The organism is Bacillus sp. FSL W8-1127, assembly GCF_038006725.1.
Classification (GTDB): domain Bacteria; phylum Bacillota; class Bacilli; order Bacillales; family DSM-4216; genus Bacillus_O; species Bacillus_O smithii.
Genome location: NZ_JBBOVU010000001.1, coordinates 1,832,409 through 1,855,905, shown reverse-complemented (window position 1 = coordinate 1,855,905; position 23,497 = coordinate 1,832,409). Strand labels below are relative to the sequence as shown.

The window sequence follows — 23,497 nt, the reverse complement described above, 5'->3', positions numbered from 1 at the left end:
GGAAAAAAGATGGTTTCTTTAGGTCGGATTTCGACCGCAATGGTTACACCCTTTGATTCAAAAGGAAATATAGATTTCCGAAAAACAACTCAGCTGGTCGAATATTTGATTGAAAATGGGACGGATTCTCTTGTTGTTTCAGGCACGACGGGAGAATCGCCCACTTTAACAACGGAAGAAAAAATCGCTCTGTTTCAACACGTTAAAAAAGTAGCAAACGGGCGCGTACCGATCATTGCCGGTACTGGCTCCTACAATACACAAGCTACTGTTGAGTTGACGAAAAAAGCAGAGGAAGTCGGAGTAGATGCAATTCTGCTCGTGACCCCATATTATAATAAGCCGAATCAAGAAGGGTTGTACCAACATTACAAAACAGTTGCAGAAGCAACTTCTTTGCCGATCATCCTTTACAACGTACCGGGGAGAACAGGTGTTACGTTGCAGCCTGAAACGGTGATTAGGCTGTCTCGTATTCCTAATATAGTGGCAGTAAAAGAAGCGAGCGGAAACTTAGATGCAATGGCAGAAATTATCGCCAATACAGACGATGATTTTGCCCTTTACAGTGGAGATGATGCTTTGACGCTTCCTGTTTTAGCGATCGGAGGAAACGGAGTTATCTCGGTTGCTTCCCATATTGTGGGAAATGAAATGCAGGAAATGATTACGGCCTTTTTCGACGGTGATCTTTCCAAAGCGGCAAAACTTCATCAAAAACTTCTTCCTCTTATGCGAGGGCTGTTTGCTGCGCCGAGTCCTGTTCCGGTCAAAACAGCACTGCAAATGAAAGGAATGGATCCGGGACCTGTACGTCTTCCGCTTGTGCCGTTAACGGAAGAGGAACGAAACAAACTGGCAGAATTGCTCAATCGTTTATAAAAACTTCCGCTTTTTTATTTCTGGAATAGAGAGATTACGTGAACTGCAGGAGTCCTTCATTCGGGGAATGGACGTGTTTTTCAATCGGAATGTTTTCGTTTTTTGTCTCTTTAATAATTGGGATATGAAATATAAGAACAACATCGTTTGAACGTGAAGAAATGTTGCTCGTACCATGTGTGCTTAGGACGTGAAATATACTTGCGGTGATGAAAATAAGGAGAATCGACCATCATTTGGTCAAAATCAAAGTAGATTCGTTCGTCACCCTGAAGAAATGGGAATATCCCGTAAGATAGATATCGTTCTCGATAAAGGTTTGGTCCTCACATTTTCTGATATAAAGAACACGAGCTTAACCAGTTCCTGTTTTTTATATGGAAACGTGAAGGATCAAACCTTTTCATTTTTTGGTTCTATACTAAATGTTGGGGTTAAGAGACTTTTCAGGGAAAATAAAAGCACTTACGAAGATCTCCCTTTAAAATGATAGTTGGCGACTACATCGAAAGGGAGATTTCGTAAATGCATTCTCATTTTATCACAAAACTGCTTGGGTTAGAAGATGTTGAAATCACTCATGTAGAGGATCAAATCACTCACTTTGAAATCCATATTCAAACGCCTGTAAAAGTTCAAAAATGCCCCTGCTGTCAGAAGGAAACTTCCTCTGTCCATGATGATCGAATTCAAAAGATTCGTGATGTAAAGGTCTTTGAAAAATATTGTTTTCTCATCTTGAGAAAGCGCCGATACAGATGTAAGTCCTGTGGAAAACGGTTCTACGAACCCTATTCTTTTCTAGAGCGTTACCAGCGCCACACGAAACGACTCCTCCAAGCTCTTTTGGTTAAAGTGAGGGAGTATAACTTTAAGCAGGTTGCCAAGGAAACAGGACTTGGGCATTCCACCGTCATTCGGCTCTTTGACAAGTACTATTCCTATGACAATAAGGCCCTCCCGAAAGTTCTGGCCATTGATGAATTGAAAGGGACTTCTGAAACGGGCAAGTACCAATGTATCATTGGCGATCCTGTAAACCGAAGGGTTTACGATATCATTCCTAACAGGAATCTATCCACCCTAAAGGAATACTTCCGTACACTTCCAAGGGAGAAAATACAGATGGTGGTCATGGATATGTGGCAGCCCTACAAGACGCTCGCTTTGAAAAGTTTTGATAAACCGATTCTGGTGGTCGATCGATTCCATTATGTTCGGCATAATGTCTGGGCATTGGAACGGGTAAGGAAGAGAGTCCAGAAAAACTTTCAAGAGAAGGATCGTAAATCCATGAAGAAGTTGCGTTATCTGCTTCATAAGCCACATGCCCATTTGAATGCAGATGAAATGGAACAGCTGAACTATTTCTTTTCACTGGCCCCTGACTTAAAGAAGGCCTATATCGTAAAAGAGACCTTCCATAAGTGGCTGAAGGAAAGTGACAAAACAAACGCCAAAAGAAACCTTGAGCACCTCTATAAGGTCATAGAGGAATCGGGACTCGAAGAATATCAATACATGAAAAGAACGTTCAAAAACTGGGAAAAGGAGATCTTAAATTCCTTTCTCTTCCCCTACACCAACGGATTTATTGAGGGGATCAACAACAAGATAAAGGTCATTAAACGAATGTCATATGGCATTCGGAATTTTAAGAGACTAAGAAATAAAGCTTTATGTTCACTCATCTAGTCAACTACAAAAAAGGGGGCACTTCGATAAGTGTACCCCAACAATTGACATAGAGCCCATTTTTTCTAGACAACAAGATTTCTCTTCCTATAAACTCAATAATAAAGGGGATATGAATCCTTTTTTCACGGATTAATCCGAATAGACAGAATAACTCATATAAAGGTAATTCTTATGAATTCTGCTTCAACACATAAAGCGTTTGGGTTGGAAGTGGGACCTTTTCATTTTTTTGCATTAAAAATTAAAGCTTGGAGCATTCAAAAAGTTTGTCGAATGAAAGTAGAAAGAATAGTGTTGGATTTTAAAAATGGCATCCGATATAATATTACTAATGGCAGCGGGCGGATTAGAGAAGTCAACATAGGAGGATTTAAACATTGAGTAAAAGAAAAAATGAGAGTATTAAAGTGATCCCATTGGGAGGAGTAGGAGAAGTCGGGAAAAACATGATCGTGATCGAAGTGGATCATGAAATTTTTGTCATCGATGCCGGCTTGATGTTCCCTGAAAATGAAATGCTCGGAATCGACGTTGTCATCCCAGATATTACATACTTGGAAGAAAACAAAGACAGAGTGAAAGGCATCTTTCTTACACACGGTCATGAGGATGCTATTGGTTCACTAGGCTATGTGCTTCGGAAAATCAAAGCACCTGTTTATGGAACGAAGTTAACATTAGCTTTGGCCAAAGATCGGCTTCGTCAAGAAAAAGGGATTGAATCGGTTAAATTTTATACGATCCATTCCGATTCCCGTTTGCGGTTCGATACGGTCGACGTGACTTTTTTCCGAACGACGCACAGCATCCCTGATTCTGTCGGGATTTGCATCCATACGTCCGAAGGCGCTATTGTTCATACGGGCGAATTTAAGTTTGACCAAGAAGCAAAAGGTTTTTATAAACCGGATATTGGAAAGATGGCCGAAATTGGCGAAAAAGGAGTATTGCTGCTTCTATCGGATTCCACAGAAGCAGAAAGACCGGGACATACAGTATCGGAAGGTGTGATGGCTCGACACTTGTCTGATGCCTTTCATTCTGTCAAAGGTCGTATTATTGTAGCTTCCTATGCATCCAATCTGATCAGGATTCAGCAAGTATTCCAAGCAGCATATGAGAATCATCGGAAAGTCGCGGTTTCAGGAAAAAACCTGCAACGGGTTTATGAAATTGCTTTGAAACTCGGCTATTTAGATGTGAAGGATAATATGCTGGTCGATATTACAGAAATCAATCAGCATCCTGATAACGAACTTGTCATATTGACGACGGGCATTCAGGGAGAACCGATTGAGGCCTTGCAAAAAATGGCGAAAGGCACTCATAAATTGGTCAATATAAAAGAAGGAGATACGGTGTTTATTACCGCTAATGCAACGCCGGGGCTGGAATTGTTAATGGCCAAAACGGTGGATCTCTTGTTTCGAGCGGGAGCTAATGTTTTAACCAATCACCGCGAAGTTCACGATTCTGGCCATGGCAGCCAAGAAGATTTGAAATTTATGCTGAATCTGATGAAACCGCAATTATTTATCCCTATACAAGGCGAATATCGGATGCTGATTGCCCATGCTAAATTGGCCGAAAATGTTGGATTGAAGCAACGTCAAATTTATATTCCTGAAAAAGGGGAAGTCATTGAAATCAAGAATAAAACTTTCAAAGTCGGCGGACGAGTGCAAGCAGGCAATGTTTTAATCGATGGCATCGGGGTTGGCGATGTTGGCAATATTGTATTGCGCGACCGCAAACTGTTATCACAAGATGGAATATTTATTGTAGTCGTCACGTTGGATAAAAAACGGAAAAAGATTGCCTCCGGTCCAGAAATTATTTCCAGAGGTTTTGTGTATGTAAGGGAATCGGAAAAGTTGATTGAAGAATCGACATCGTTAATTTCGCAAATCGTTGAAAAGAATATGGAAAACGACGTCATTGAATGGTCGAATATTAAACAAGCCATTCGTGATCAATTAAATACGTTTTTATTTGAAAAAACGAAACGCCGTCCGATGATATTGCCGATCATTATGGAAATATAATCGATAAAATCACCGATGAAATTCGGTGATTTTTTTATGAGTATGAAAACGAAACGATCGTGAATAATAAAAGTATCACCGTTAAAAGGAGTTGCAATCCATGGCAGAGCTTGAAGGAACGAATCCAGAACCGTCCAAGCAAGAGGAGGAGAATGAGCAAAATACCTCTTCCACTTTAATGGAAAAAATTCAGCAACTTGGACAAACGAATGTCCCGGAGCTTTCCAACGATTCGAATATTCACTGCCTGACAATCGTCGGCCAGATCGAAGGACATATCCAATTGTCTCCTCAGAATAAGACGACCAAATACGAACATTTAATTCCGCAGCTTGTTGCGATCGAGCAAAACCCTAAAATCGAAGGGCTGCTCGTCATATTGAATACAGTCGGCGGGGACGTGGAAGCTGGGTTGGCCATTGCTGAAATGCTTGCGTCTTTATCGAAGCCAACGGTTTCCGTTGTCCTGGGCGGTGGGCATTCCATCGGGGTGCCTATTGCGGTAAGCTGCGATTATTCTTTTATCGCGGAGACGGCCACGATGACGATACATCCTATTCGTTTAACGGGTCTTGTTATCGGAGTTCCGCAAACGTTTGAATACTTGGATAAGATGCAAGAACGAGTCATCAAGTTCGTGACAAGCCACTCTCATATTCAAGAAAAAACATTCCGGGATTTGATGTTTGCCACCGGAAATCTTACTCGTGATATTGGAACGAATGTTGTTGGCCACGATGCAGTGGAAACAGGGTTAATCGATGAAGTAGGCGGATTAGGATCCGCCATGAAAAAACTGAATGAATTGATTGAAGCGAAGAAAAAGGCTGACAAAGGGATGATCCAATGATTTTGTATACCCCGATTCCAAAAGAACTCATTTTTCCAGCTTTACAAGAAGAATTTCAAGCCGTTGAAACGGTAACGTGGCAGGGAATTCCGTTGATGGTGCAGAAAGAAGAACAACAAATGCGTATCCTTCGTGTTTTAAGCACAAATCCAAACGATTATTTAAATCAGCAAATTGTACCGGGGCAGTATTTGCCATATCCACCAAAACAATATTAGGTAAATGCGAACAAATATGCTATAATGATAGGTGAAAATTAGCAGCCGAACTGAAGGCTGCTTTCTTTGTTCGTTTTTTACAAATAATCCATAATGATCTCGATCATCCGAAAGAATGGTTTATTGGGATTTTTCGGAAAATGACATACTCTGTTTAATCTAGGTGATGGTATCATGCCAAAAAAGAAAAGAAGAGCAAGACGAAAGTCGTCTCAAAAAGTTCAAGAGACATTGAAATATGAAATTGCGGGCCTTTTGCTGATTGCATTCAGTATTATTGGACTTATTCCATTGGGCGTTGGAAACTATTTTGTGTATGTTTTTCAATTTTTGCTGGGGAGATGGTATAAACTAGGATTCCTCATGGTCATTGTGTATGCTGGATTTTTAATGATCAAACGGACAAGACCCACTTATTTCAATCGGAGGCTCCTCGGATTTTATATTATCGTAGCTAGCTTGCTGCTGTTTGATCATATCGCTTCCTTTGAAAGCAGAGGATCTGTCAATCCTAGTATTATTTCTAATACTTGGGAAATTTATTTGAAGGAAAAAGGTCAAGAGTTTCCAGCAGATCTTGGCAGCGGGATGATTGGAGCGGTGCTTTTAGCTGTTTCGTATTTTTTATTCGAAGCGTTAGGAACGAAAATCTTGTCATTGGTTCTTCTTATCATCGGTTTTATGCTTTTGACCAACATTTCGATTGGCGACATTTGCGGAAAATTGCTTTTCTCTATTTTGAGATTTTTAAAAGAACAATGGCAGGCCTTTTTGCAAGACATAAGAGACTGGCAGTCGGGACGTAGAGAAAGACGGAACCAATCCAATCAAGGGAAAAAAGCGAAGCCTACTGAAGATGAAAATGACGGCAGCGTCGTGATTTTAGACCATAACCAAAACGAACCGACTCATCCAGTCATTACGGATTTTTCGGATAAAGTGGCGAACGAAGAAAACGATGATCCAACTCATTCGATCGTCAACGGAGGACCGGAAACAGAAGGAGAATCGGATGTTTATTCTGGTCCTCCAATGAACTTTAGTGAAGTAGAAAACGAAGATTATCAGCTGCCTCCTATATCTCTGTTAAAGAGACCTAAAAAGACCGACCAAAGCAACGAATATCGTTTAATTCACGAAAATGCGGCTAAATTAGAAAGGACGTTTCAAAGTTTCGGCGTCAAAGCAAAAGTCACTCAAGTACACTTAGGACCAGCTGTGACAAAATATGAAGTTCATCCAGATATTGGAGTCAAGGTCAGCAAAATTGTCAGCTTAAGCGACGATCTTGCATTGGCATTGGCGGCGAAGGACATTCGAATGGAAGCTCCAATCCCCGGAAAGTCGGCGATCGGAATCGAAGTCCCGAATTCAGAAGTAGCGATGGTTAGCTTGCGGGAAGTGCTCGAAAGCAAAAATAACGATCGTCCCGATTCCAAATTATTAATCGGACTTGGACGCGATATTACCGGTGAAGCAGTGCTTGCGGAACTTAATAAAATGCCCCATCTGCTGGTTGCGGGGGCAACCGGAAGCGGTAAAAGCGTGTGCATTAATGGGATTATTACAAGTATTCTCATGCGTGCTAAGCCGCATGAAGTCAAATTAATGATGATTGATCCGAAAATGGTAGAGTTAAATGTTTATAATGGAATCCCTCACTTGTTGGCTCCTGTGGTGACCAACGCGAAAAAAGCTTCTCAAGCTCTAAAAAAAGTGGTGGGTGAAATGGAACGCCGCTATGAACTGTTTTCACACAGCGGTACGAGAAATATCGAAGGCTACAATGAACACGTAAGGCGGCATAATAGCGAAACGGGGGATAAACAACCGCTTCTTCCTTATATTGTAGTGATTGTAGACGAGCTGGCAGATTTAATGATGGTGGCTTCAAGCGATGTGGAAGACTCGATCACCCGACTTGCCCAAATGGCACGCGCGGCTGGAATTCACTTAATTATCGCTACTCAAAGACCATCTGTAGATGTCATTACCGGGGTGATTAAAGCTAATATTCCTTCACGAATTGCTTTTGCTGTTTCCTCTCAAACGGATTCGCGAACCATTTTGGACATGGGTGGCGCTGAAAAATTGCTTGGACGAGGAGATATGCTTTTTCTTCCTGTTGGTGCTTCTAAGCCAATACGGGTTCAAGGAGCTTTTCTTTCAGATGAAGAAGTCGAAGAAGTGGTGAATTTTGTCATATCGCAACAAAAAGCGCAGTATCAAGAAGATATGATTCCAGATGATTTGCCGGAAACATCGTCAGAAGTAGAGGATGAATTGTACGATGAAGCTGTTCAATTAGTTGCGGAAATGCAAACTGCTTCCGTTTCTATGCTGCAGCGGAGATTTCGAATTGGATATACGAGGGCGGCAAGATTAATTGATGAAATGGAAGCAAGAGGAGTTGTCGGCCCTTATGAAGGCAGCAAGCCACGGGCTGTGCTGATACCAAAACCATCTGAACAACAAACCTCTTAAAAAGGCTGCAAACGCAGCCTTTTTTCATTTTTAAGGAACTTTTGTATTGGGCAAATGAAGTCATTGATGAAATTAATTAGACTGCTCGATCGCTTTTGCTCCTGTGTTTTATGGCGCTCAGCACATATTTAAAAAAGCCTGACCATTACAACTGAAATGCGATTTTTCCACCAAACACCTCAAAGCTGCATTCTGAACTAAGAAAATGTAAATGAAGGGACTTTTGGAAAAAGGACGGCATAATAGTTATCATAAAAATATTATGTAAACTAAATAAGAGGAAAAACTTGCTAATCACCGTTAATAACATGTATAGTTGAATTGGCTTTTCATAAAATAAAGCGAGACGAATGGGTTTTTACCGCATGGTGGGTTTAGCAGAAAAGGCTGACAATCTTTAAGGGCAAATGTCGCTGCCATCCTGAATGATGTTTTAGAACGATGAAAAACAAAATGCCTTTGATGAAGATGGAGATAAAAAAGGAGGAAATAGAGATGACAGTGGTGGATGAAATAGTCAAAAAGAAAAAGGGCTATACCCTTCATTTTGTCAAAACCGATCAATACAAAACGAATACAATTGTGTGGAAGATGAAAGCACCTCTTGAAAATGAGACGGTTACTTTAAGAGCCCTTCTCCCTAACGTGCTGCAAAACAGCTCCAAGAAATATCCGACAACCACATCCCTCCAATCTTATTTGGAAGAGCTGTATGGGGCTAATTTTTTTGTGGATGTTGGCAAAAAAGGCGAATACCACATTATGAGTTTTTCCATTGAACTCGCCAATGAAAAATTTTTAAAAGAGAAGACGCCATTATTACGTACAGGACTTGATTTTTTAGCTTCTATTTTATTTGCACCCAATGCAGAAAACGGCCGATTTCATGAATCATCCGTGACGAGTGAAAAACGGATTTTAAAACAGCGATTGCAATCGTTGTTTGACGACAAAATGCGTTATGCTAGCCAACGTCTCATAGAGGAAATGTGTGAAAATGAACCATATGCGTTGCATCCATATGGGCGCTTGGACGATGTCGATTCCATTTCTTCAGAAAGTCTGTATCAATATTATGAGAGAGCGCTCCGAGAGGACGAACTGGATTTATATGTCGTTGGTGATGTGGATTTCGAGGAAGTGGAAGGTGCTTGCGACCAATTGTTCTTACTGTCGGATCGGCAGCCAAAATTAGTGAAAAAACGCTCGATTCCTTCGCGTTCGGAAGTAAAAGTAGTGAAAGAGCAGCAATATGTAAAGCAAGGAAAATTAAATATTGGATACCGAACTCATGTGTCATTCGGCGATCCCGATTATTTTGCGCTGCAAGTATTTAATGGAATATTCGGGGGATTTTCTCATTCAAAACTGTTTTTGAACGTTCGGGAAAAAGAAAGCTTAGCTTATTATGCTTCCAGTCGTCTTGAAAGCCATAAAGGGCTAATGATGGTTATGTCCGGCATCGAAAGTAAAAATTATGAAAAAGCGGTGGCCATCATCCGCGAACAGCTTGAAGCGATGAAAAACGGAGACTTTTCCGAAAAGGAAATCGAACAAACGAAAGCGGTCATTCATAATCAATTGCTGGAGACCATTGATACTCAGCGAGGTTTAATTGAAATGCTTTACCATAATGTGCTGGCGAAGAAAAATGTCACAGTGGAAGACTGGCTTCAAGGAATTGTGGAAGCATCTGATTCAGAAATTGTCAAAGTGGCCGAAAAAATTGAAATGGATACCATTTACTTTTTATCTGGACAGGAGGGGCTTAATTGATGGAAAAAATTCAATTTGATCAGCTCCAAGAAGAATTGTACTATGAAAAAATGAGCAATGGACTTGACGTTTATGTTCTCCCGAAACAAGGATTTCACAAAACTTATGCGACTTTTACAACGAAATACGGTTCTGTGGATAATGAATTTGTTCCGCTCGGTAAGGATCAATTCACCCATGTTCCGGATGGAATCGCCCATTTTCTTGAACATAAATTGTTTGAAAAGGAAGATGGCGATGTCTTTCAGCAGTTTAGCAAACAAGGAGCGTCTGCCAACGCTTTTACCACTTTCACAAGAACCACTTATCTTTTTTCCAGCACCTCCAACGTGCAGCAAAATTTGGAAACGTTGATTAATTTTGTTCAAGATCCTTATTTTACCGAAAAAACGGTAGAAAAAGAAAAAGGGATCATCGGTCAAGAAATTACCATGTATGAGGACAACCCCGATTGGCGTGTTTATTTCGGCTTAATTGAAAATATGTATCATCATCACCCGGTTCGCATCGATATTGCGGGTACGATTCAATCCATTGATAAAATCACAAAAGATCTATTGTACGAATGCTACTACACTTTTTATCATCCGAGTAACATGCTGCTCTTCGTTGTGGGGCCGGTCAATCCGGAAGAAATCATGAATCAAGTAAGGGAAAATCAATCGAAAAAGAACTATCAAAACCAGTCGGAAATCAGGCGTCACTTTGAAAAAGAACCGGAAGATGTAAAAGAAAAGCTCAGGGTTCTACCTATGGATGTAAAAACGCCGAAGTGCTATGTGGGCATAAAAGGCGCAAAGACCGATATTAAAGGAATTGAAATGCTGCGGTATGAATTATCCATCAATGTATTGTTGGAGATGCTGTTCGGAAAAAGCTCTCAAAATTATTTTGACTTGTACGAAAAAGGTTTGATTGACGATTCATTCTTTTTCGATTTCACGCAGGAAGAGGGATTTGGCTTTGCGATGATTGGCAGTGATACAATGAATCCGGATGAATTTGCTAAACGCATCCAATCCGTTTTACTGGACGCGAAAACAGGCGCTTATTTAACGGAAGATGCACTTGAAAGAACGAAAAAGAAAAAAATTGGTGCGTTTTTAAGATCGCTGAATTCTCCGGAATTTATTGCCAATCAGTTTACGCGGTACGCTTTTCATGAAATGAATCTTTTTGATGTAGTGCCAACACTTGAACAACTGACATTTGATGACATAAAAAAAGTAGCAGCCGAATTGATTGCTCCTAATCGATTAACCACTTTTCAAGTTACACCCAAATAACGTACGATTTTATATCAGGAGTAGACAAAAAGCGCCTAACGTATCTAATTTGTGTTGAATGAATCACAACTTTTCATCCGTACGGAAAATTATTGCGGATGAAAAGTTGATTTTGTTTTTCATCCATGAGTCCATGTGTTTTGGTCTTACTACTAAGAGATGAAATTTTTCAAATTGGCTGAACAGCAAACATAGAAAATGTAAACTTATAAAGGAATTGTAGTTAAAAAATAAGGGAGTAAGTTTATAATATGAAAAAGTTTGCTTTAATTACCGGGGCGAGCGGGGGAATTGGTCAAGCAGCTGCTCGAGTATTGGCCCAAAACGGATGGAATTTGTACCTTCATTATCATCAAAACCGTGAGTCCATCCAAAACTTGATGAATGATCTCAAACCATATGGTTTAGAAATCATTCCTATTCAAGCAGATTTAAGAACGGATGACGGAATCACCACTTTGGTCGAAAGCCTTTTTTCCGTTGATGCCCTCGTTTATGCGAGCGGGAATTCCTATTACGGGCTGCTTCAAGACATGTCGACTGTCGAAGTGGATGAACTTCTTGCTGTGCATGTACGAAGTCCGTTGCTGCTCATTCGATCGATATTGCCCAAAATGTCTGCGAAACGGAAAGGCCAAATTGTACTTGTCAGTTCCATTTGGGGACAGACGGGGGCCGCATATGAAGTCGCCTACTCAGCTGTAAAAGGTGCACAAATCGCTTTTGTAAAGGCGCTAAGCAAAGAAGTGGCTGCGAGTGGAATCCGCGTTAATGCAGTGGCGCCAGGAGCAGTCGCAACTAAAATGGTGACCGAACAGCTGTCGGAAGAGGAATTGTCGATTTTAAAAGAGGAAATCCCAATGAGGAGGCTTTCCGCCCCGGAGGAAGTGGCTGAAGCCATCGCGTTTTTGTTATCTGATCAATCTTCTTACATAACCGGTCAAATATTGGCGGTGAACGGTGGCTGGTACACATAATTCAAAACGAATGTCTTTTACGAACATAGATGAATAAACCCGGTTTAAGAATGTATATTTTTGTGCAGACGTTACAAACTATACTTGTATCTCACTAAAGGGAGGTTCAATGAATGTCTGTACTTGATAGCTGGGAACAATGGAAAGATTTTCTAGGAGACCGTTTGAATCAAGCGAAAGATCAAGGAATGAATCAACAAGCAATCAGTGATATTGCTTATCAAATCGGCAACTACCTTGCAAACCAAGTAGATCCGAAAAATGAGCAGCAACGGGTGTTGGCCGATCTTTGGTCTGTCGCTTCCCCGGAAGAACAACATGCCATTGCTAATGTCATGGTAAAACTTGTGCAAAATAACGGGACTCATTAGAGAGGGAAATCCCTCTCTTTTTTTTCTTTAAAAAATGGCGAAAATCATTTATCATAATAGCTAGATGTTTATTACCACCCGGATTGTCACTTGGAGGGTTTTATGGAAAAACAAGAGTGGTATTTAGAATACGAAATACAAAAGAACCGTCCTGGGCTCTTAGGCGATATTTCTTCATTGCTCGGCATGCTCTCAATTAATATTGTGACAATCAACGGGGTTGATCAAGGAAAACGGGGCATGCTTCTATTGGCTAAAACGGAAGAACAAATTGTCCGCCTTGAATCCATTTTGCGAACAATGGACACGATTAAAATTGTAAAACTTCGAAAGCCTAAAGTAAGAGATCGTTTGGCTGTTCGTCATGGAAGATATATCACCCATGACGCTGATGACAAAAAGACTTTTCGATTTGTGCGAGATGAATTAGGAATACTGGTTGATTTTATGGCGGAATTATTTAAACAAGAAGGCCATAAACTGGTTGGAATTCGCGGGATGCCGCGTGTAGGCAAAACAGAATCCATTGTAGCGGCAAGCGTCTGCGCCAATAAAAGATGGCTTTTTGTTTCTTCAACGCTGATTAAGCAGACTGTCCGCAGTCAATTGTTTCGGGAAGAATACAGCGACCAAAATATTTTTATTATTGACGGAGCCGTTTCGGTAAGGAAAGCAAATGAAAAACATTGGCAGCTCATTAGAGAAATTATGCGGATCCCGGCCGTAAAAGTAATTGAGCATCCTGATATTTTTGTCCAAAACAGCGAATATTCCATTGATGATTTTGACTATATCATCGAATTGCGCAATAATCCAAATGAAGAAATTACATACGACTTGATGTATAAAAATCAACTTTTTCAGAATTCTGAGTTCGAAGGATTTGACTTTTAAAATTGGAAGGTGTTTACGGTGACAGAACTAGGAAACCGCTTGAAAGAAGCAAGGGAAGCGAAGGGGCTTACCCTTGATGACGTTCAGGAAATGACCAAGATTCAAAAAAGATATTTGGCCGGCATTGAAGAAGGAAAATATGATCTGATGCCGGGGAAATTTTATGTTCGAGCCTTTATTAAGCAGTACGCGGAGGCTGTAGGGCTTGATGCTGAAGAAATTTTCAATGAATATAAAAATGAAATTCCGGACTCTCATGAAGATGAAATTCCTCAGCGAGTGACGCGGATAGAACCGTCTTCGCGAAGGACTGTTTCCGGCGGGGCTTCGGGAAAGTTTTTCGATTATTTGCCGAAGATTATTGTAGCTGTGTTTATTATCGGAGCGATTTTTCTTGTATGGGCATTGATTCCAAAAGGCGGCGGAAATGAAAAAAGCGGAAATGATCATACGGTCAAAGTGGAGCAATCCAAAAATGTAGAGCCTGTTAAGGAAAATTCCGTCAGCAAGAAGAAAGAAACGAAAAAAGAAGCGAAGAAAGAAGAAAAAACGTCTAAAACGGACAAAAAAGAAGCGAACAAAAAGGATCAATCCGAGTTGAAAGCTGTTCAGTCTAGTGGTCGACAAACGGTTTACCAATTGACGAATGCGAAAGATTTCAAAATATCGATTGCTTCAACGGGTGAAAGCTGGATTCAAGTGACCGATGAAAGCGGAAAATCGTATTTTTCTAATTTGCTTCGAAAAGGACAAACGCAAACGTTTGATTTGAAAGGCCACAGTCAAGCGAAAATTGTGGTCGGTTTTGCACCTGCGACAGAGATTAAAGTGAATGGTCAAACCGTTCAATATAAAATCCCTGCAAATCAGGTCGTTCGCCAGGACATCATCATTCAAAATCGTACATCGGCGCAATAAATTAATTAAAATTGTTTAGGATACTGTTTTCGATGGAATAGTGGGGGTACTTCTTGTGAATTTACCAAACAAAATTACTGTATCACGTATATGTTTAATTCCAATCTTCGTTATTTTGCTTGTTGTTCCATTTAATTGGGGAAACATCACCATTCTAGGGACAACTATGCCTGTGACTCACTTCGTGGGGGCCCTTGTATTTATCCTTGCCTCGACCACCGATTGGATTGACGGACATTTTGCACGAAAGTACAACTTGGTCACGAACCTGGGAAAATTTCTTGATCCGCTTGCGGACAAATTGTTAGTTTCGGCTGCGTTTATTATACTGGTTGAATTGGGATATGCTCCTTCTTGGATCGTCATTTTGATCATCAGCCGCGAGTTTGCGGTGACAGGGCTTCGCCTTGTACTTGCTGGGGAAGGAGAAGTAGTTGCGGCCAATATGCTTGGAAAAATTAAAACATGGACCCAAATCATTGCGATTTCTGCGTTGCTTCTTCATAATATTTTGTTTGAAAATTTCTCGATTCCGTTTGCGGATTTTGCCCTTTGGGTAGCGCTCTTTTTCACGTTATGGTCAGGCTGGGATTATTTCGCCAAAAATGCACATGCATTTAAAAACTCCAAGTAAAATGAAATGAAACAACTAGAAAGGCTGGCTCATCCAAGAACTCGAAAAAGACGGTTATGCACTTTCGTTCTTGTTGAAGAGCGGCCTTTTTCTGTTTGGATCTCTATATGATTGAGGAGGACTATTTTATGAATGCTGAAATTATTTCGGTTGGTTCCGAACTTCTACTCGGCCAAATCGTCAATACGAATGCACAATTTCTTTCTCGTCATTTGGCTGAAATGGGCGTCAACGTATTTTATCAAACCGTTGTCGGGGATAACAGCGATCGGCTTCTTTCAACGATTCAAAAAGCAGAAGAAAGAGCAGATCTCATCATTTTTACAGGTGGTCTTGGCCCGACACGTGATGATTTAACAAAAGAAACCATTGCCGCGCATCTAGGCAAGAAACTCGTTTTGAACGACGAAGCGTTTAAAGGAATTCGTCAATATTTCCTTAAAATAGGCCGTGAGATGACGGAAAATAACAAAAAACAAGCTCTTGTTCTAGAGGATTGTCTTGTTTTGCCGAATGAAAACGGCATGGCTCCCGGTATGTTTGTGAAATCAAAAAATAAATTTTATATGCTTTTGCCGGGGCCGCCAAAAGAAATGCAGCCGATGTTCGAAAAATATGGAAGGCCGGCTATATTAAATGTTTTGGATCGCCAAGAAAGCATTGTTTCACGCGTATTGCGTTTCTTTGGCATCGGAGAATCGCAGTTGGAGACAGAGATTGAAGATATGATTATGAACCAAACAAACCCGACCATTGCGCCTTTAGCCGGCGACGGAGAAGTGACCATTCGACTTACGGCGAAGCACCGTTCAAAAGAGACAGCTAATGAGATGATTGACAAAGTAGAAAAAGAGATTTTAAACCGTGTTGGCGAATACTTTTATGGTTATGGACAAACTACGATTGCAGCTGAATTAGTACAGAAGCTGAAACAACAAAATAAGACGATTGCCTGCGCTGAAAGTTTGACCGGAGGACTGTTTCAAAGCATGATCACCGCTGTTGCGGGAGCAAGCGCCGTTTTAAAAGGCGGGATTGTTTGTTATACAAACGAAGCGAAAGAGCATCTGGTCGATGTTTCAAAAAAGACGCTTGATACGTTCGGAGCGGTCAGTGAGCAGTGTGCGAAAGAGTTAGCTGAAAATGTACGGAAAAAGCTTAACGCTGATATTGGAATCAGCTTTACGGGAGTAGCAGGACCCGATTCTTTAGAAGAAAATCCTCCTGGAACTGTTTGGATCGGCATTTCTGAAAAAGGGAAAGAATCAAAGGCCGTATTGCTGAAGCTTGCAGGGGATCGGAATCAAATTCGTAACCGTACAGCTAAATACGGTTGTCATTTTTTGCTGCGAACTTGTCAGTAATTTGCTGAAAATGATTGACTTTTCTTTTTTATTGCGCTATTCTTTAAACAAGAGCCACACAATTCCATATAGTATAAGAATTGACTCTTATCAAGAGCGGCGGAGGGAATAGGCCCGAAGAAGCCCGGCAACCTTCAAGAATCAATGCTTGAAAAGGTGCTAATTCCTACAGATCAGGAAATGATCTGGAAGATAAGAAGGGAAATGATGAACTCAAGCCCTCTTCTTATTGGAAGAGGGCTTTTGCCGTTCCTCATCCATCAGGATGGGATCTATTCTCAGATAAGTCGCTGAAATTTCAATCTTCGAATTTTTCGGGAGGTTTTATTATGGCAAACGAGCAATGGGAAAAAGACACAAAATTATTGCATGCAGGGCAAATACCTGATCCTGCGACAGGAGCCCGTGCAGTACCGATCTATGAAACTACTTCTTATGTGTTTCCGGATACGGAACACGCGAGCGCTGTATTTGGACTAAAAAAAGAAGGGAATATTTATACCCGGATTACCAATCCAACTGTTGATGTATTTGAAAAAAGAGTGGCGGCGCTTGAAGGAGGTACTGCCGCAGTAGCATTTTCTTCAGGCATGGCAGCTATCGCGCTCTCCGTTTTAAATGTTGCGAGTGCAGGAGATGAAATTGTCGCAGCGTCTGAATTGTACGGCGGTACTTATAATTTGTTTTCTGCTACTTTTCCTAAATATGGGATTCATGTAAAATTTGTCGATGCTCAAGATCCTGAAAATTTTCGAAAAGCGATCACTCCACGAACAAAAGCTCTTTTCGGAGAAATCATCGGAAATCCAAGTCTAAATGTGTTGGATGTTGAAAAAGTTGCGGCCATTGCCCATGAAAATGGGATTCCGTTGATTGTAGACAATACGTTTGCGTCACCATATGGTTCCAATCCAATCAAATGGGGAGCCGATGTTGTCGTTCACTCGGCAACAAAATGGATTGGCGGTCATGGAACGGTTATTGGCGGAGTTGCTGTAGACGGCGGCCACTTTGATTGGAATAATGAAAAATTCCCTGATTTTATCGAACCGGACCCAACTTATCACGGTTTGCGTTATGCTGATTTAGGAGGAACTGCGTTTGCAACAAAACTCCGCGCACAGCTATTGCGTGATTTTGGGGCATCTTTAAGCCCGCATAGTGCGTTTTTGCTATTGCAAGGATTAGAAACGTTGCATCTTCGTTTGCCCAGACATCACGATAACACGAAAGTCATTGTTGACTATTTGCTGAAGCATCCAGCAGTGGAGTGGGTGTCTCATCCTAGCTTAAGCGATCATCCTTCCCATGAATTGGCCAAAAAATACTTAAATAATTTCTTCGGCTCTATTGTGGTATTTGGCATTAAAGGCGGTCGAGAAAGCGGGAAAAAGCTCATTGATCACATTCAACTTTGGTCGCATCTCGCCAATGTGGGCGATGCCAAATCGTTAATTATCCATCCGGCTTCCACTACACATCAACAGCTATCAGCTGATGAGTTGAAATTAGCAGGTGTCAGTGAAGAAATGATTCGTCTTTCTGTTGGGCTGGAATCTCCGAAAGATTTAATTGCCGATCTCAATCAAGCTATCGAAAAAGCAACCGGCATTTCGGCTGAAAAGCTGGAAATATAAACAATTTGAAAAGGGGGGCGTATTGCTCTCTTTTTCTTCTTTTGTTTGCTTTTCATTCTGCTTTGTTTTAAAATATTCAGTAGAAAATGATTCAGACAATTTCTCTTCGTGTGACCATCCACCATTAATCCCTCTCTTGGACATTTCCCCCCTCTTTTTTTTACTTTCAATCCAATTTATGAACAAGAGCGTGTGAATTTCAGCAATAGCTGGAAAAATTAGGATCAGCTGAACATGGTATTTTGAAAAATAATAATGACGAATAAATGTTCGATTTTTGCTTGTAAATCGTTTCAGAAACATTTATATTATTAGTAGGCTTTAACAAAAAAAACAGCTCCGGAAGATACTGTTGAATAAAATCCAAAATCAATGAGGAAAAACATATGCTTTTAATAGATTGATATTTGAGGAGGAAATAGCGAGTGAATGATCGTCAAGCGGCGTTAGAAATGGCGTTAAAGCAAATAGAAAAGCAATTTGGTAAAGGATCCATTATGAAATTGGGCGAACAAACAGATCGAAAAGTATCTACTGTTCCAAGCGGTTCTCTTGCTTTGGATGCGGCGCTGGGGGTAGGTGGATATCCGCGAGGTCGGATCATCGAAATTTATGGGCCTGAAAGTTCAGGGAAAACGACGGTAGCTTTGCATGCAATTGCTGAAGTGCAAGCACAAGGTGGCCAAGCGGCTTTTATCGACGCTGAGCACGCGCTGGATCCCGTTTATGCGCAGAAACTGGGTGTCGATATTGATGAACTTTTGCTTTCACAGCCGGATACCGGTGAACAAGCGCTGGAAATCGCTGAAGCATTGGTTCGTAGTGGAGCCGTTGATATTATCGTGATCGACTCAGTGGCAGCTCTTGTTCCGAAAGCGGAGATTGAAGGAGAAATGGGTGATTCCCACGTCGGTTTGCAAGCGAGATTGATGTCCCAGGCGCTTCGCAAACTGTCCGGAGCCATTAACAAGTCCAAAACGATTGCCATTTTTATCAACCAAATCCGCGAAAAAGTAGGCGTTATGTTTGGAAATCCTGAAACGACGCCAGGCGGACGGGCGCTGAAATTCTATTCATCGATTCGTTTGGAAGTCCGCCGTGCAGAGACGCTGAAACAAGGAAATGAAATGGTCGGCAATAAAACGAGAATTAAAGTAGTGAAGAATAAAGTGGCACCGCCTTTCCGCACCGCAGATGTGGATATTATGTACGGTGAAGGAATATCGAAAGAAGGGGAAATTATCGACCTCGGCTCCGAGCTCGACATTATCCAAAAAAGCGGTTCGTGGTATTCCTACAATGAAGAAAGACTGGGGCAAGGACGTGAAAATGCCAAACAGTTTTTAAAAGAAAATCCAGAGATCCGCGATGAAATCATGTATAAAATTCGGGAACATTACGGTTTGGATACCCCTCCTGCTGAGCCGGAAAACCACGAGGAGGAACAAGAAAATTTCAGCTTGCTCGATGATGAGGCATAAAAAGCAAAGCGTTCGCTTTGCTTTTTTCAATAGGAGAGAATAATCCTTCTTCCATCTGGTTATGGTGGTACTGACTCTGTATTTGAAAAGAGCAGGGACTATTGCAGAAAGACAAAAAAGTGGAAACTTTCAGGTGGAGCTGTTCTGATGGAGCTGGTTTTGCTCAGTTGTCGCAACTGTCTGGCACCCATCTTTAGTGAATCCGTTCAATGAGGAAAAAACATTGCGGGAGTTTTGAAAGTCTAACCTGTGGGTGGGACCACATTATCATGCTGACAGGCACAGTCGATGTGGCTATTTGGACAAACTTCTAAGACAAGTTTTTGTTCGGAATCGATTCTGTTATAAGGACACCACTCTTGATTTCTTGGCCTTTAATCTAATTGGATTCTCATTTTTAGCAGCGGAGTTGGCGACATGACCTATTTTAGCTGATCCATTTTTAAAACGGGTAGTTTGAAATTTACAAGTTTTGGATGGGTATTTTTTTATGGGTGATTGGAAGGTATTTGGCCGTGACGCTAGGTTGGCTTGGGTTGCCATACCGCAAGACAGCGAGCGATTCACGAAATGGTTTTATTCTTGGGTATTTTATTAGAGGCTTGTTTGGCAAACGAGCTCGCTTAATGTATGTTGCGGATTACATCCGTTTCTTGTCACTTTGGACGGTTTTGCTCGATCGGATGCGATTTAATACAAAGTTTCTTGAATTTTCATCCTAAGGGCCGTTCCTTTCTCGTTTATAACCAACGCTGTATTTGACAAATGCTTGACAATGATTTTTTCCAGCCTTAAAATTAATATGTATATTTTACATTTTTTCACACTAAAATTGGCAAGCCTAGCGCGCTGTATATTGATAGGGAAACAATGTACAAGCCGACATGTTAGAAGCATGATACAAGTTCATAGCAAGAGGAGGTGAAACAATGACATCCATTATAATCATCTCCATTTTGCTTGGCCTAATCGTCGGTGTAGTTGTTGGCTATTTTGTTCGAAAATCCATTGCTGAGCATAAAATCGCAGGGGCAAAGAGTGTTGCGGATCAAATCATTGAAGACGCAAAGCGCGAGGCGGAATCGGTGAAAAAAGAATCCCTGCTGGAAGCAAAGGATGAAATTCATAAGCTTCGTACAGAAGCGGAACGAGAAATTCGTGAACGAAGAAACGAATTGCAGAAACAAGAAAATCGTTTATTGCAAAAAGAAGAGAACCTTGACCGCAAAGATGAACTCTTGGATAATCGGGAGTCGATGCTGGAAAAGAAGGAAGATTCTCTAGCTGAAAGACAACAACATATTGAAGAGATGGAAAGCAAAGTGGACGAGATGGTGCGAACGCAGAAAGCCGAACTGGAGCGTATCTCGGGTCTCACTCGCGAAGAAGCCCGTTCTATTATTTTGGAACGCGTTGAAAATGAATTGTCCCACGAGACGGCTCTTATGATAAAAGAGCATGAAATTCGCGTGAAAGAAGAGGCTGACAAAAAGGCGAAAGAAATTCTGTCGCTGGCCATTCAACGGTGTGCCGCTGAGCATGTGGCTGAAACAACCGTTTCTGTTGTCAACCTTCCAAACGATGAAATGAAAGGACGCATTATTGGACGGGAAGGACGTAATATCCGGACACTCGAAACACTAACGGGGATAGACCTCATCATTGATGATACACCGGAAGCGGTAATCTTGTCTGGTTTTGACCCCATTCGCCGTGAAACTGCGCGAATCGCTCTTGAAAAGCTGGTGCAGGATGGAAGAATCCATCCGGCAAGAATCGAAGAGATGGTGGAAAAATCAAGACGAGAAGTGGACGAATATATTCGCGAAGTTGGCGAACAAACGACTTTTGAAGTGGGGGTTCACGGACTTCACCCTGATTTAATTAAAATTTTGGGACGTTTAAAATTCCGGACGAGCTACGGCCAAAACGTTCTGAATCATTCCAAAGAGGTGGCCTATCTTGCCGGCCTGTTGGCAGCGGAATTGGGTGAAGATGAAACTTTAGCCCGCCGTGCAGGACTTCTTCATGATATCGGAAAAGCGGTGGACCATGAGGTAGAAGGAAGCCATGTTGAGATTGGAGTAGAACTTGCAACCAAGTACAAAGAACATCCAGTAGTGATCAACAGCATTGCTTCCCACCACGGAGATACGGAACCAACATCTGTGATTTCCGTATTGGTGGCGGCGGCTGATGCGTTATCCGCGGCCAGACCAGGAGCTCGAAGCGAGACGCTTGAAAACTATATCCGTCGTCTCGAAAAATTAGAAGAGATTTCCGAATCTCACGAAGGCGTGGAAAAATCATATGCCATTCAAGCGGGGCGCGAAATACGAATCATGGTGAAACCTGAACAAGTCGATGACTTAGAAGCGCATCGGCTGGCAAGAGACATTCGCAAACAGATTGAGGAAGAGTTAGATTATCCTGGTCATATTAAAATCACAGTCATTCGTGAAACAAGGGCTGTAGAATATGCGAAGTAAAAGCGGTGTGAGATTTCACACCGCTTTATTTAGAGTAACAGTCCTTGCCAAAAAGGCTTCATTCAAAGTGTTTCATTGAATAAAGCTAATGCCAACGATTAAATGATGCCATTATCCTAAGAACTGCTATATCTTTCTTCATTGAGCAAAATTACAAAATAGAAAGGAAATACATATGAAGCTACTTTTTATCGGCGACGTCGTCGGATCACCAGGAAGAGATATGGTTTCAGAATATCTGCCGAAATTAAAAGATAAATACCGTCCTGATGTCATCATTATCAACGGAGAAAACGCAGCAGGCGGCAGGGGGATTACCGAAAAAATATACAGAGGTTTTTTAAACCTCGGGGCCCATGCGATCACCCTTGGAAACCATACTTGGGATAACAAAGAGATTTTTCAATTTATCGATGATGCTAAACAATTGGTCCGTCCCGCCAACTTTCCGAACGGAACACCAGGAAAAGGAATGATATTTGTAAAAGCCAATGGTTTTGAAGTGGCTGTGATCAGTCTTCAAGGCCGAACGTTTATGCCTGCTTTGGATGACCCGTTTCAGGCAGCGAATTCCCTTATTAAGAAAGCTAGAGAACGGACTCCGATCGTCTTTGTTGATTTTCATGCAGAAGCGACGAGTGAAAAGCAAGCGATGGGCTGGTATCTCGATGGGAAAGTTTCAGCAGTCATTGGGACTCATACTCATATTCAAACAGCAGACAACCGTATTTTGCCAAATGGAACCGCTTATTTAACGGATGTTGGCATGACAGGCCCTTACGATGCGATATTAGGAATGGATCGAGATGCTGTTGTCAAAAAATTTCTCACCGGCCTTCCTGTTCGTTTTGACGTCCCTAAGAACGGCCGCAAACTTTTAAGCGCCTGTATTATTGATATTCATGATAAAACAGGGATGGCGAAAAAAATTGACCGTATTCTCGTGAATGAGGACTCTCCTTTTTTATCCGAATAATTCTATGAGCAGGTAGACTATATAAATCGCTAGGTTCGTTCCCCCTTTTTTGCGACCAAGCCGGAATATTCAGTGAAATTTCAGAATATAGTAGCAGTGGAATCATTTATACCAAACATGTTCACTCGAATGGACATTCGGTATTGGGAAATGACAAGGGGGAACAAGAAATGGAAATATTAAAAGTTTCAGCAAAATCTAATCCGAATTCTGTAGCTGGAGCACTTGCCGGTGTTCTTCGTGAGAGGGGCGCGGCAGAAATACAAGCAATTGGGGCCGGTGCTCTGAATCAAGCGGTGAAAGCGGTTGCCATTGCGCGCGGGTTTGTCGCCCCAAGCGGTGTTGATCTAATTTGCATCCCTGCGTTTACGGATATTCAAATTGAGGGAGAAGAAAGAACGGCGATAAAGTTAATAGTCGAACCACGGTAATCTTACAAGCTGTTTTTCGAAGAAATCGAAAAACAGCTATTTCTTTTTTTAAAGGCAAACCCAGACCCAAAAGGTTCTAAAAGATT

Annotated in this window: 21 protein-coding genes and 1 riboswitch; all 21 genes read left to right on the top strand. The window is 41.4% G+C overall.

The window, feature by feature from the left end; genetic code table 11:
* Nucleotides 1-9: 9 nt before the first annotated feature.
* Nucleotides 10-882, top strand: coding sequence for a 4-hydroxy-tetrahydrodipicolinate synthase (dapA, locus tag NST12_RS08820; protein WP_003352428.1), 873 nt, complete (start codon nt 10-12; stop codon nt 880-882).
* 525 nt (nt 883-1,407) lie between these two features.
* Nucleotides 1,408-2,577 carry an ISL3 family transposase gene (locus tag NST12_RS08815; protein ID WP_341029665.1) on the top strand — a complete coding sequence of 390 codons (1,170 nt, stop codon included), beginning with the start codon at nt 1,408-1,410 and terminating at the stop codon, nt 2,575-2,577.
* A gap of 174 nt (nt 2,578-2,751) precedes the next feature.
* Complete coding sequence (locus NST12_RS08810; protein WP_048623422.1) at nt 2,752-2,961, top strand: hypothetical protein; 210 nt, start codon at nt 2,752-2,754, stop codon at nt 2,959-2,961.
* Nucleotides 2,958-4,625: a ribonuclease J gene (locus NST12_RS08805; protein WP_341029663.1), complete on the top strand. Its 1,668-nt coding sequence runs from the start codon at nt 2,958-2,960 to the stop codon at nt 4,623-4,625. Before NST12_RS08810 ends, NST12_RS08805 begins: the two co-directional genes overlap by 4 nt.
* Before the next feature lie 100 nt (nt 4,626-4,725).
* Nucleotides 4,726-5,475, top strand: coding sequence for a ClpP family protease (locus NST12_RS08800; protein ID WP_341029660.1), 750 nt, complete (start codon nt 4,726-4,728; stop codon nt 5,473-5,475).
* Entirely contained in the window at nt 5,472-5,693 is a 222-nt protein-coding gene (locus tag NST12_RS08795; protein ID WP_048623421.1) for a YlzJ-like family protein, read from the top strand. The genes NST12_RS08800 and NST12_RS08795 overlap by 4 nt, the downstream gene beginning before the upstream one ends.
* A 174-nt stretch (nt 5,694-5,867) precedes the next feature.
* Nucleotides 5,868-8,177: an FtsK/SpoIIIE family DNA translocase gene (locus tag NST12_RS08790; protein ID WP_341029656.1), complete on the top strand. Its 2,310-nt coding sequence runs from the start codon at nt 5,868-5,870 to the stop codon at nt 8,175-8,177.
* Between the two features lie 495 nt (nt 8,178-8,672).
* Nucleotides 8,673-9,953 carry an EF-P 5-aminopentanol modification-associated protein YfmF gene (gene yfmF, locus NST12_RS08785; protein ID WP_270583310.1) on the top strand — a complete coding sequence of 427 codons (1,281 nt, stop codon included), beginning with the start codon at nt 8,673-8,675 and terminating at the stop codon, nt 9,951-9,953.
* On the top strand, nt 9,953-11,239 hold the full coding sequence (yfmH, locus tag NST12_RS08780; RefSeq protein WP_445662328.1) for an EF-P 5-aminopentanol modification-associated protein YfmH: 1,287 nt from the start codon (nt 9,953-9,955) through the stop codon (nt 11,237-11,239). Before yfmF ends, yfmH begins: the two co-directional genes overlap by 1 nt.
* A gap of 251 nt (nt 11,240-11,490) precedes the next feature.
* Nucleotides 11,491-12,216: an elongation factor P 5-aminopentanone reductase gene (gene ymfI, locus NST12_RS08775; protein ID WP_003352419.1), complete on the top strand. Its 726-nt coding sequence runs from the start codon at nt 11,491-11,493 to the stop codon at nt 12,214-12,216.
* Between the two features lie 113 nt (nt 12,217-12,329).
* A complete protein-coding gene (locus tag NST12_RS08770) occupies nt 12,330-12,587 on the top strand; it encodes a DUF3243 domain-containing protein (RefSeq protein WP_003352418.1) in 258 nt (85 codons plus the stop codon).
* Nucleotides 12,588-12,689: 102 nt separating this feature from the next.
* Nucleotides 12,690-13,481, top strand: a complete 792-nt coding sequence (locus NST12_RS08765) for a DUF3388 domain-containing protein (RefSeq protein WP_048623417.1) — start codon at nt 12,690-12,692, stop codon at nt 13,479-13,481.
* A gap of 18 nt (nt 13,482-13,499) precedes the next feature.
* Nucleotides 13,500-14,399: a helix-turn-helix domain-containing protein gene (locus tag NST12_RS08760; RefSeq protein WP_340397358.1), complete on the top strand. Its 900-nt coding sequence runs from the start codon at nt 13,500-13,502 to the stop codon at nt 14,397-14,399.
* A gap of 55 nt (nt 14,400-14,454) precedes the next feature.
* Entirely contained in the window at nt 14,455-15,033 is a 579-nt protein-coding gene (gene pgsA, locus NST12_RS08755; protein WP_003352414.1) for a CDP-diacylglycerol--glycerol-3-phosphate 3-phosphatidyltransferase, read from the top strand.
* Between the two features lie 128 nt (nt 15,034-15,161).
* The gene (locus NST12_RS08750) at nt 15,162-16,397 is read left to right on the top strand and encodes a competence/damage-inducible protein A (RefSeq protein WP_048623415.1); all 1,236 of its coding nucleotides are present in this window, start codon (nt 15,162-15,164) and stop codon (nt 16,395-16,397) included.
* A gap of 84 nt (nt 16,398-16,481) precedes the next feature.
* Nucleotides 16,482-16,596: riboswitch (SAM riboswitch) on the top strand.
* Between the two features lie 130 nt (nt 16,597-16,726).
* A complete protein-coding gene (locus tag NST12_RS08745) occupies nt 16,727-18,034 on the top strand; it encodes an O-acetylhomoserine aminocarboxypropyltransferase/cysteine synthase family protein (protein ID WP_048623414.1) in 1,308 nt (435 codons plus the stop codon).
* Nucleotides 18,035-18,459: 425 nt separating this feature from the next.
* Complete coding sequence (gene recA / locus NST12_RS08740) at nt 18,460-19,515, top strand: recombinase RecA (protein WP_003352410.1); 1,056 nt, start codon at nt 18,460-18,462, stop codon at nt 19,513-19,515.
* A 515-nt stretch (nt 19,516-20,030) separates the two neighbouring features.
* Complete coding sequence (locus NST12_RS08735; protein WP_341029646.1) at nt 20,031-20,237, top strand: hypothetical protein; 207 nt, start codon at nt 20,031-20,033, stop codon at nt 20,235-20,237.
* A 207-nt stretch (nt 20,238-20,444) separates the two neighbouring features.
* Nucleotides 20,445-22,004: a ribonuclease Y gene (gene rny / locus NST12_RS08730; protein ID WP_341029644.1), complete on the top strand. Its 1,560-nt coding sequence runs from the start codon at nt 20,445-20,447 to the stop codon at nt 22,002-22,004.
* 175 nt (nt 22,005-22,179) lie between these two features.
* Nucleotides 22,180-22,980, top strand: a complete 801-nt coding sequence (locus NST12_RS08725) for a TIGR00282 family metallophosphoesterase (protein WP_003352408.1) — start codon at nt 22,180-22,182, stop codon at nt 22,978-22,980.
* Between the two features lie 170 nt (nt 22,981-23,150).
* A complete protein-coding gene (spoVS, locus tag NST12_RS08720) occupies nt 23,151-23,411 on the top strand; it encodes a stage V sporulation protein SpoVS (RefSeq protein WP_003352407.1) in 261 nt (86 codons plus the stop codon).
* Nucleotides 23,412-23,497: the final 86 nt, after the last annotated feature.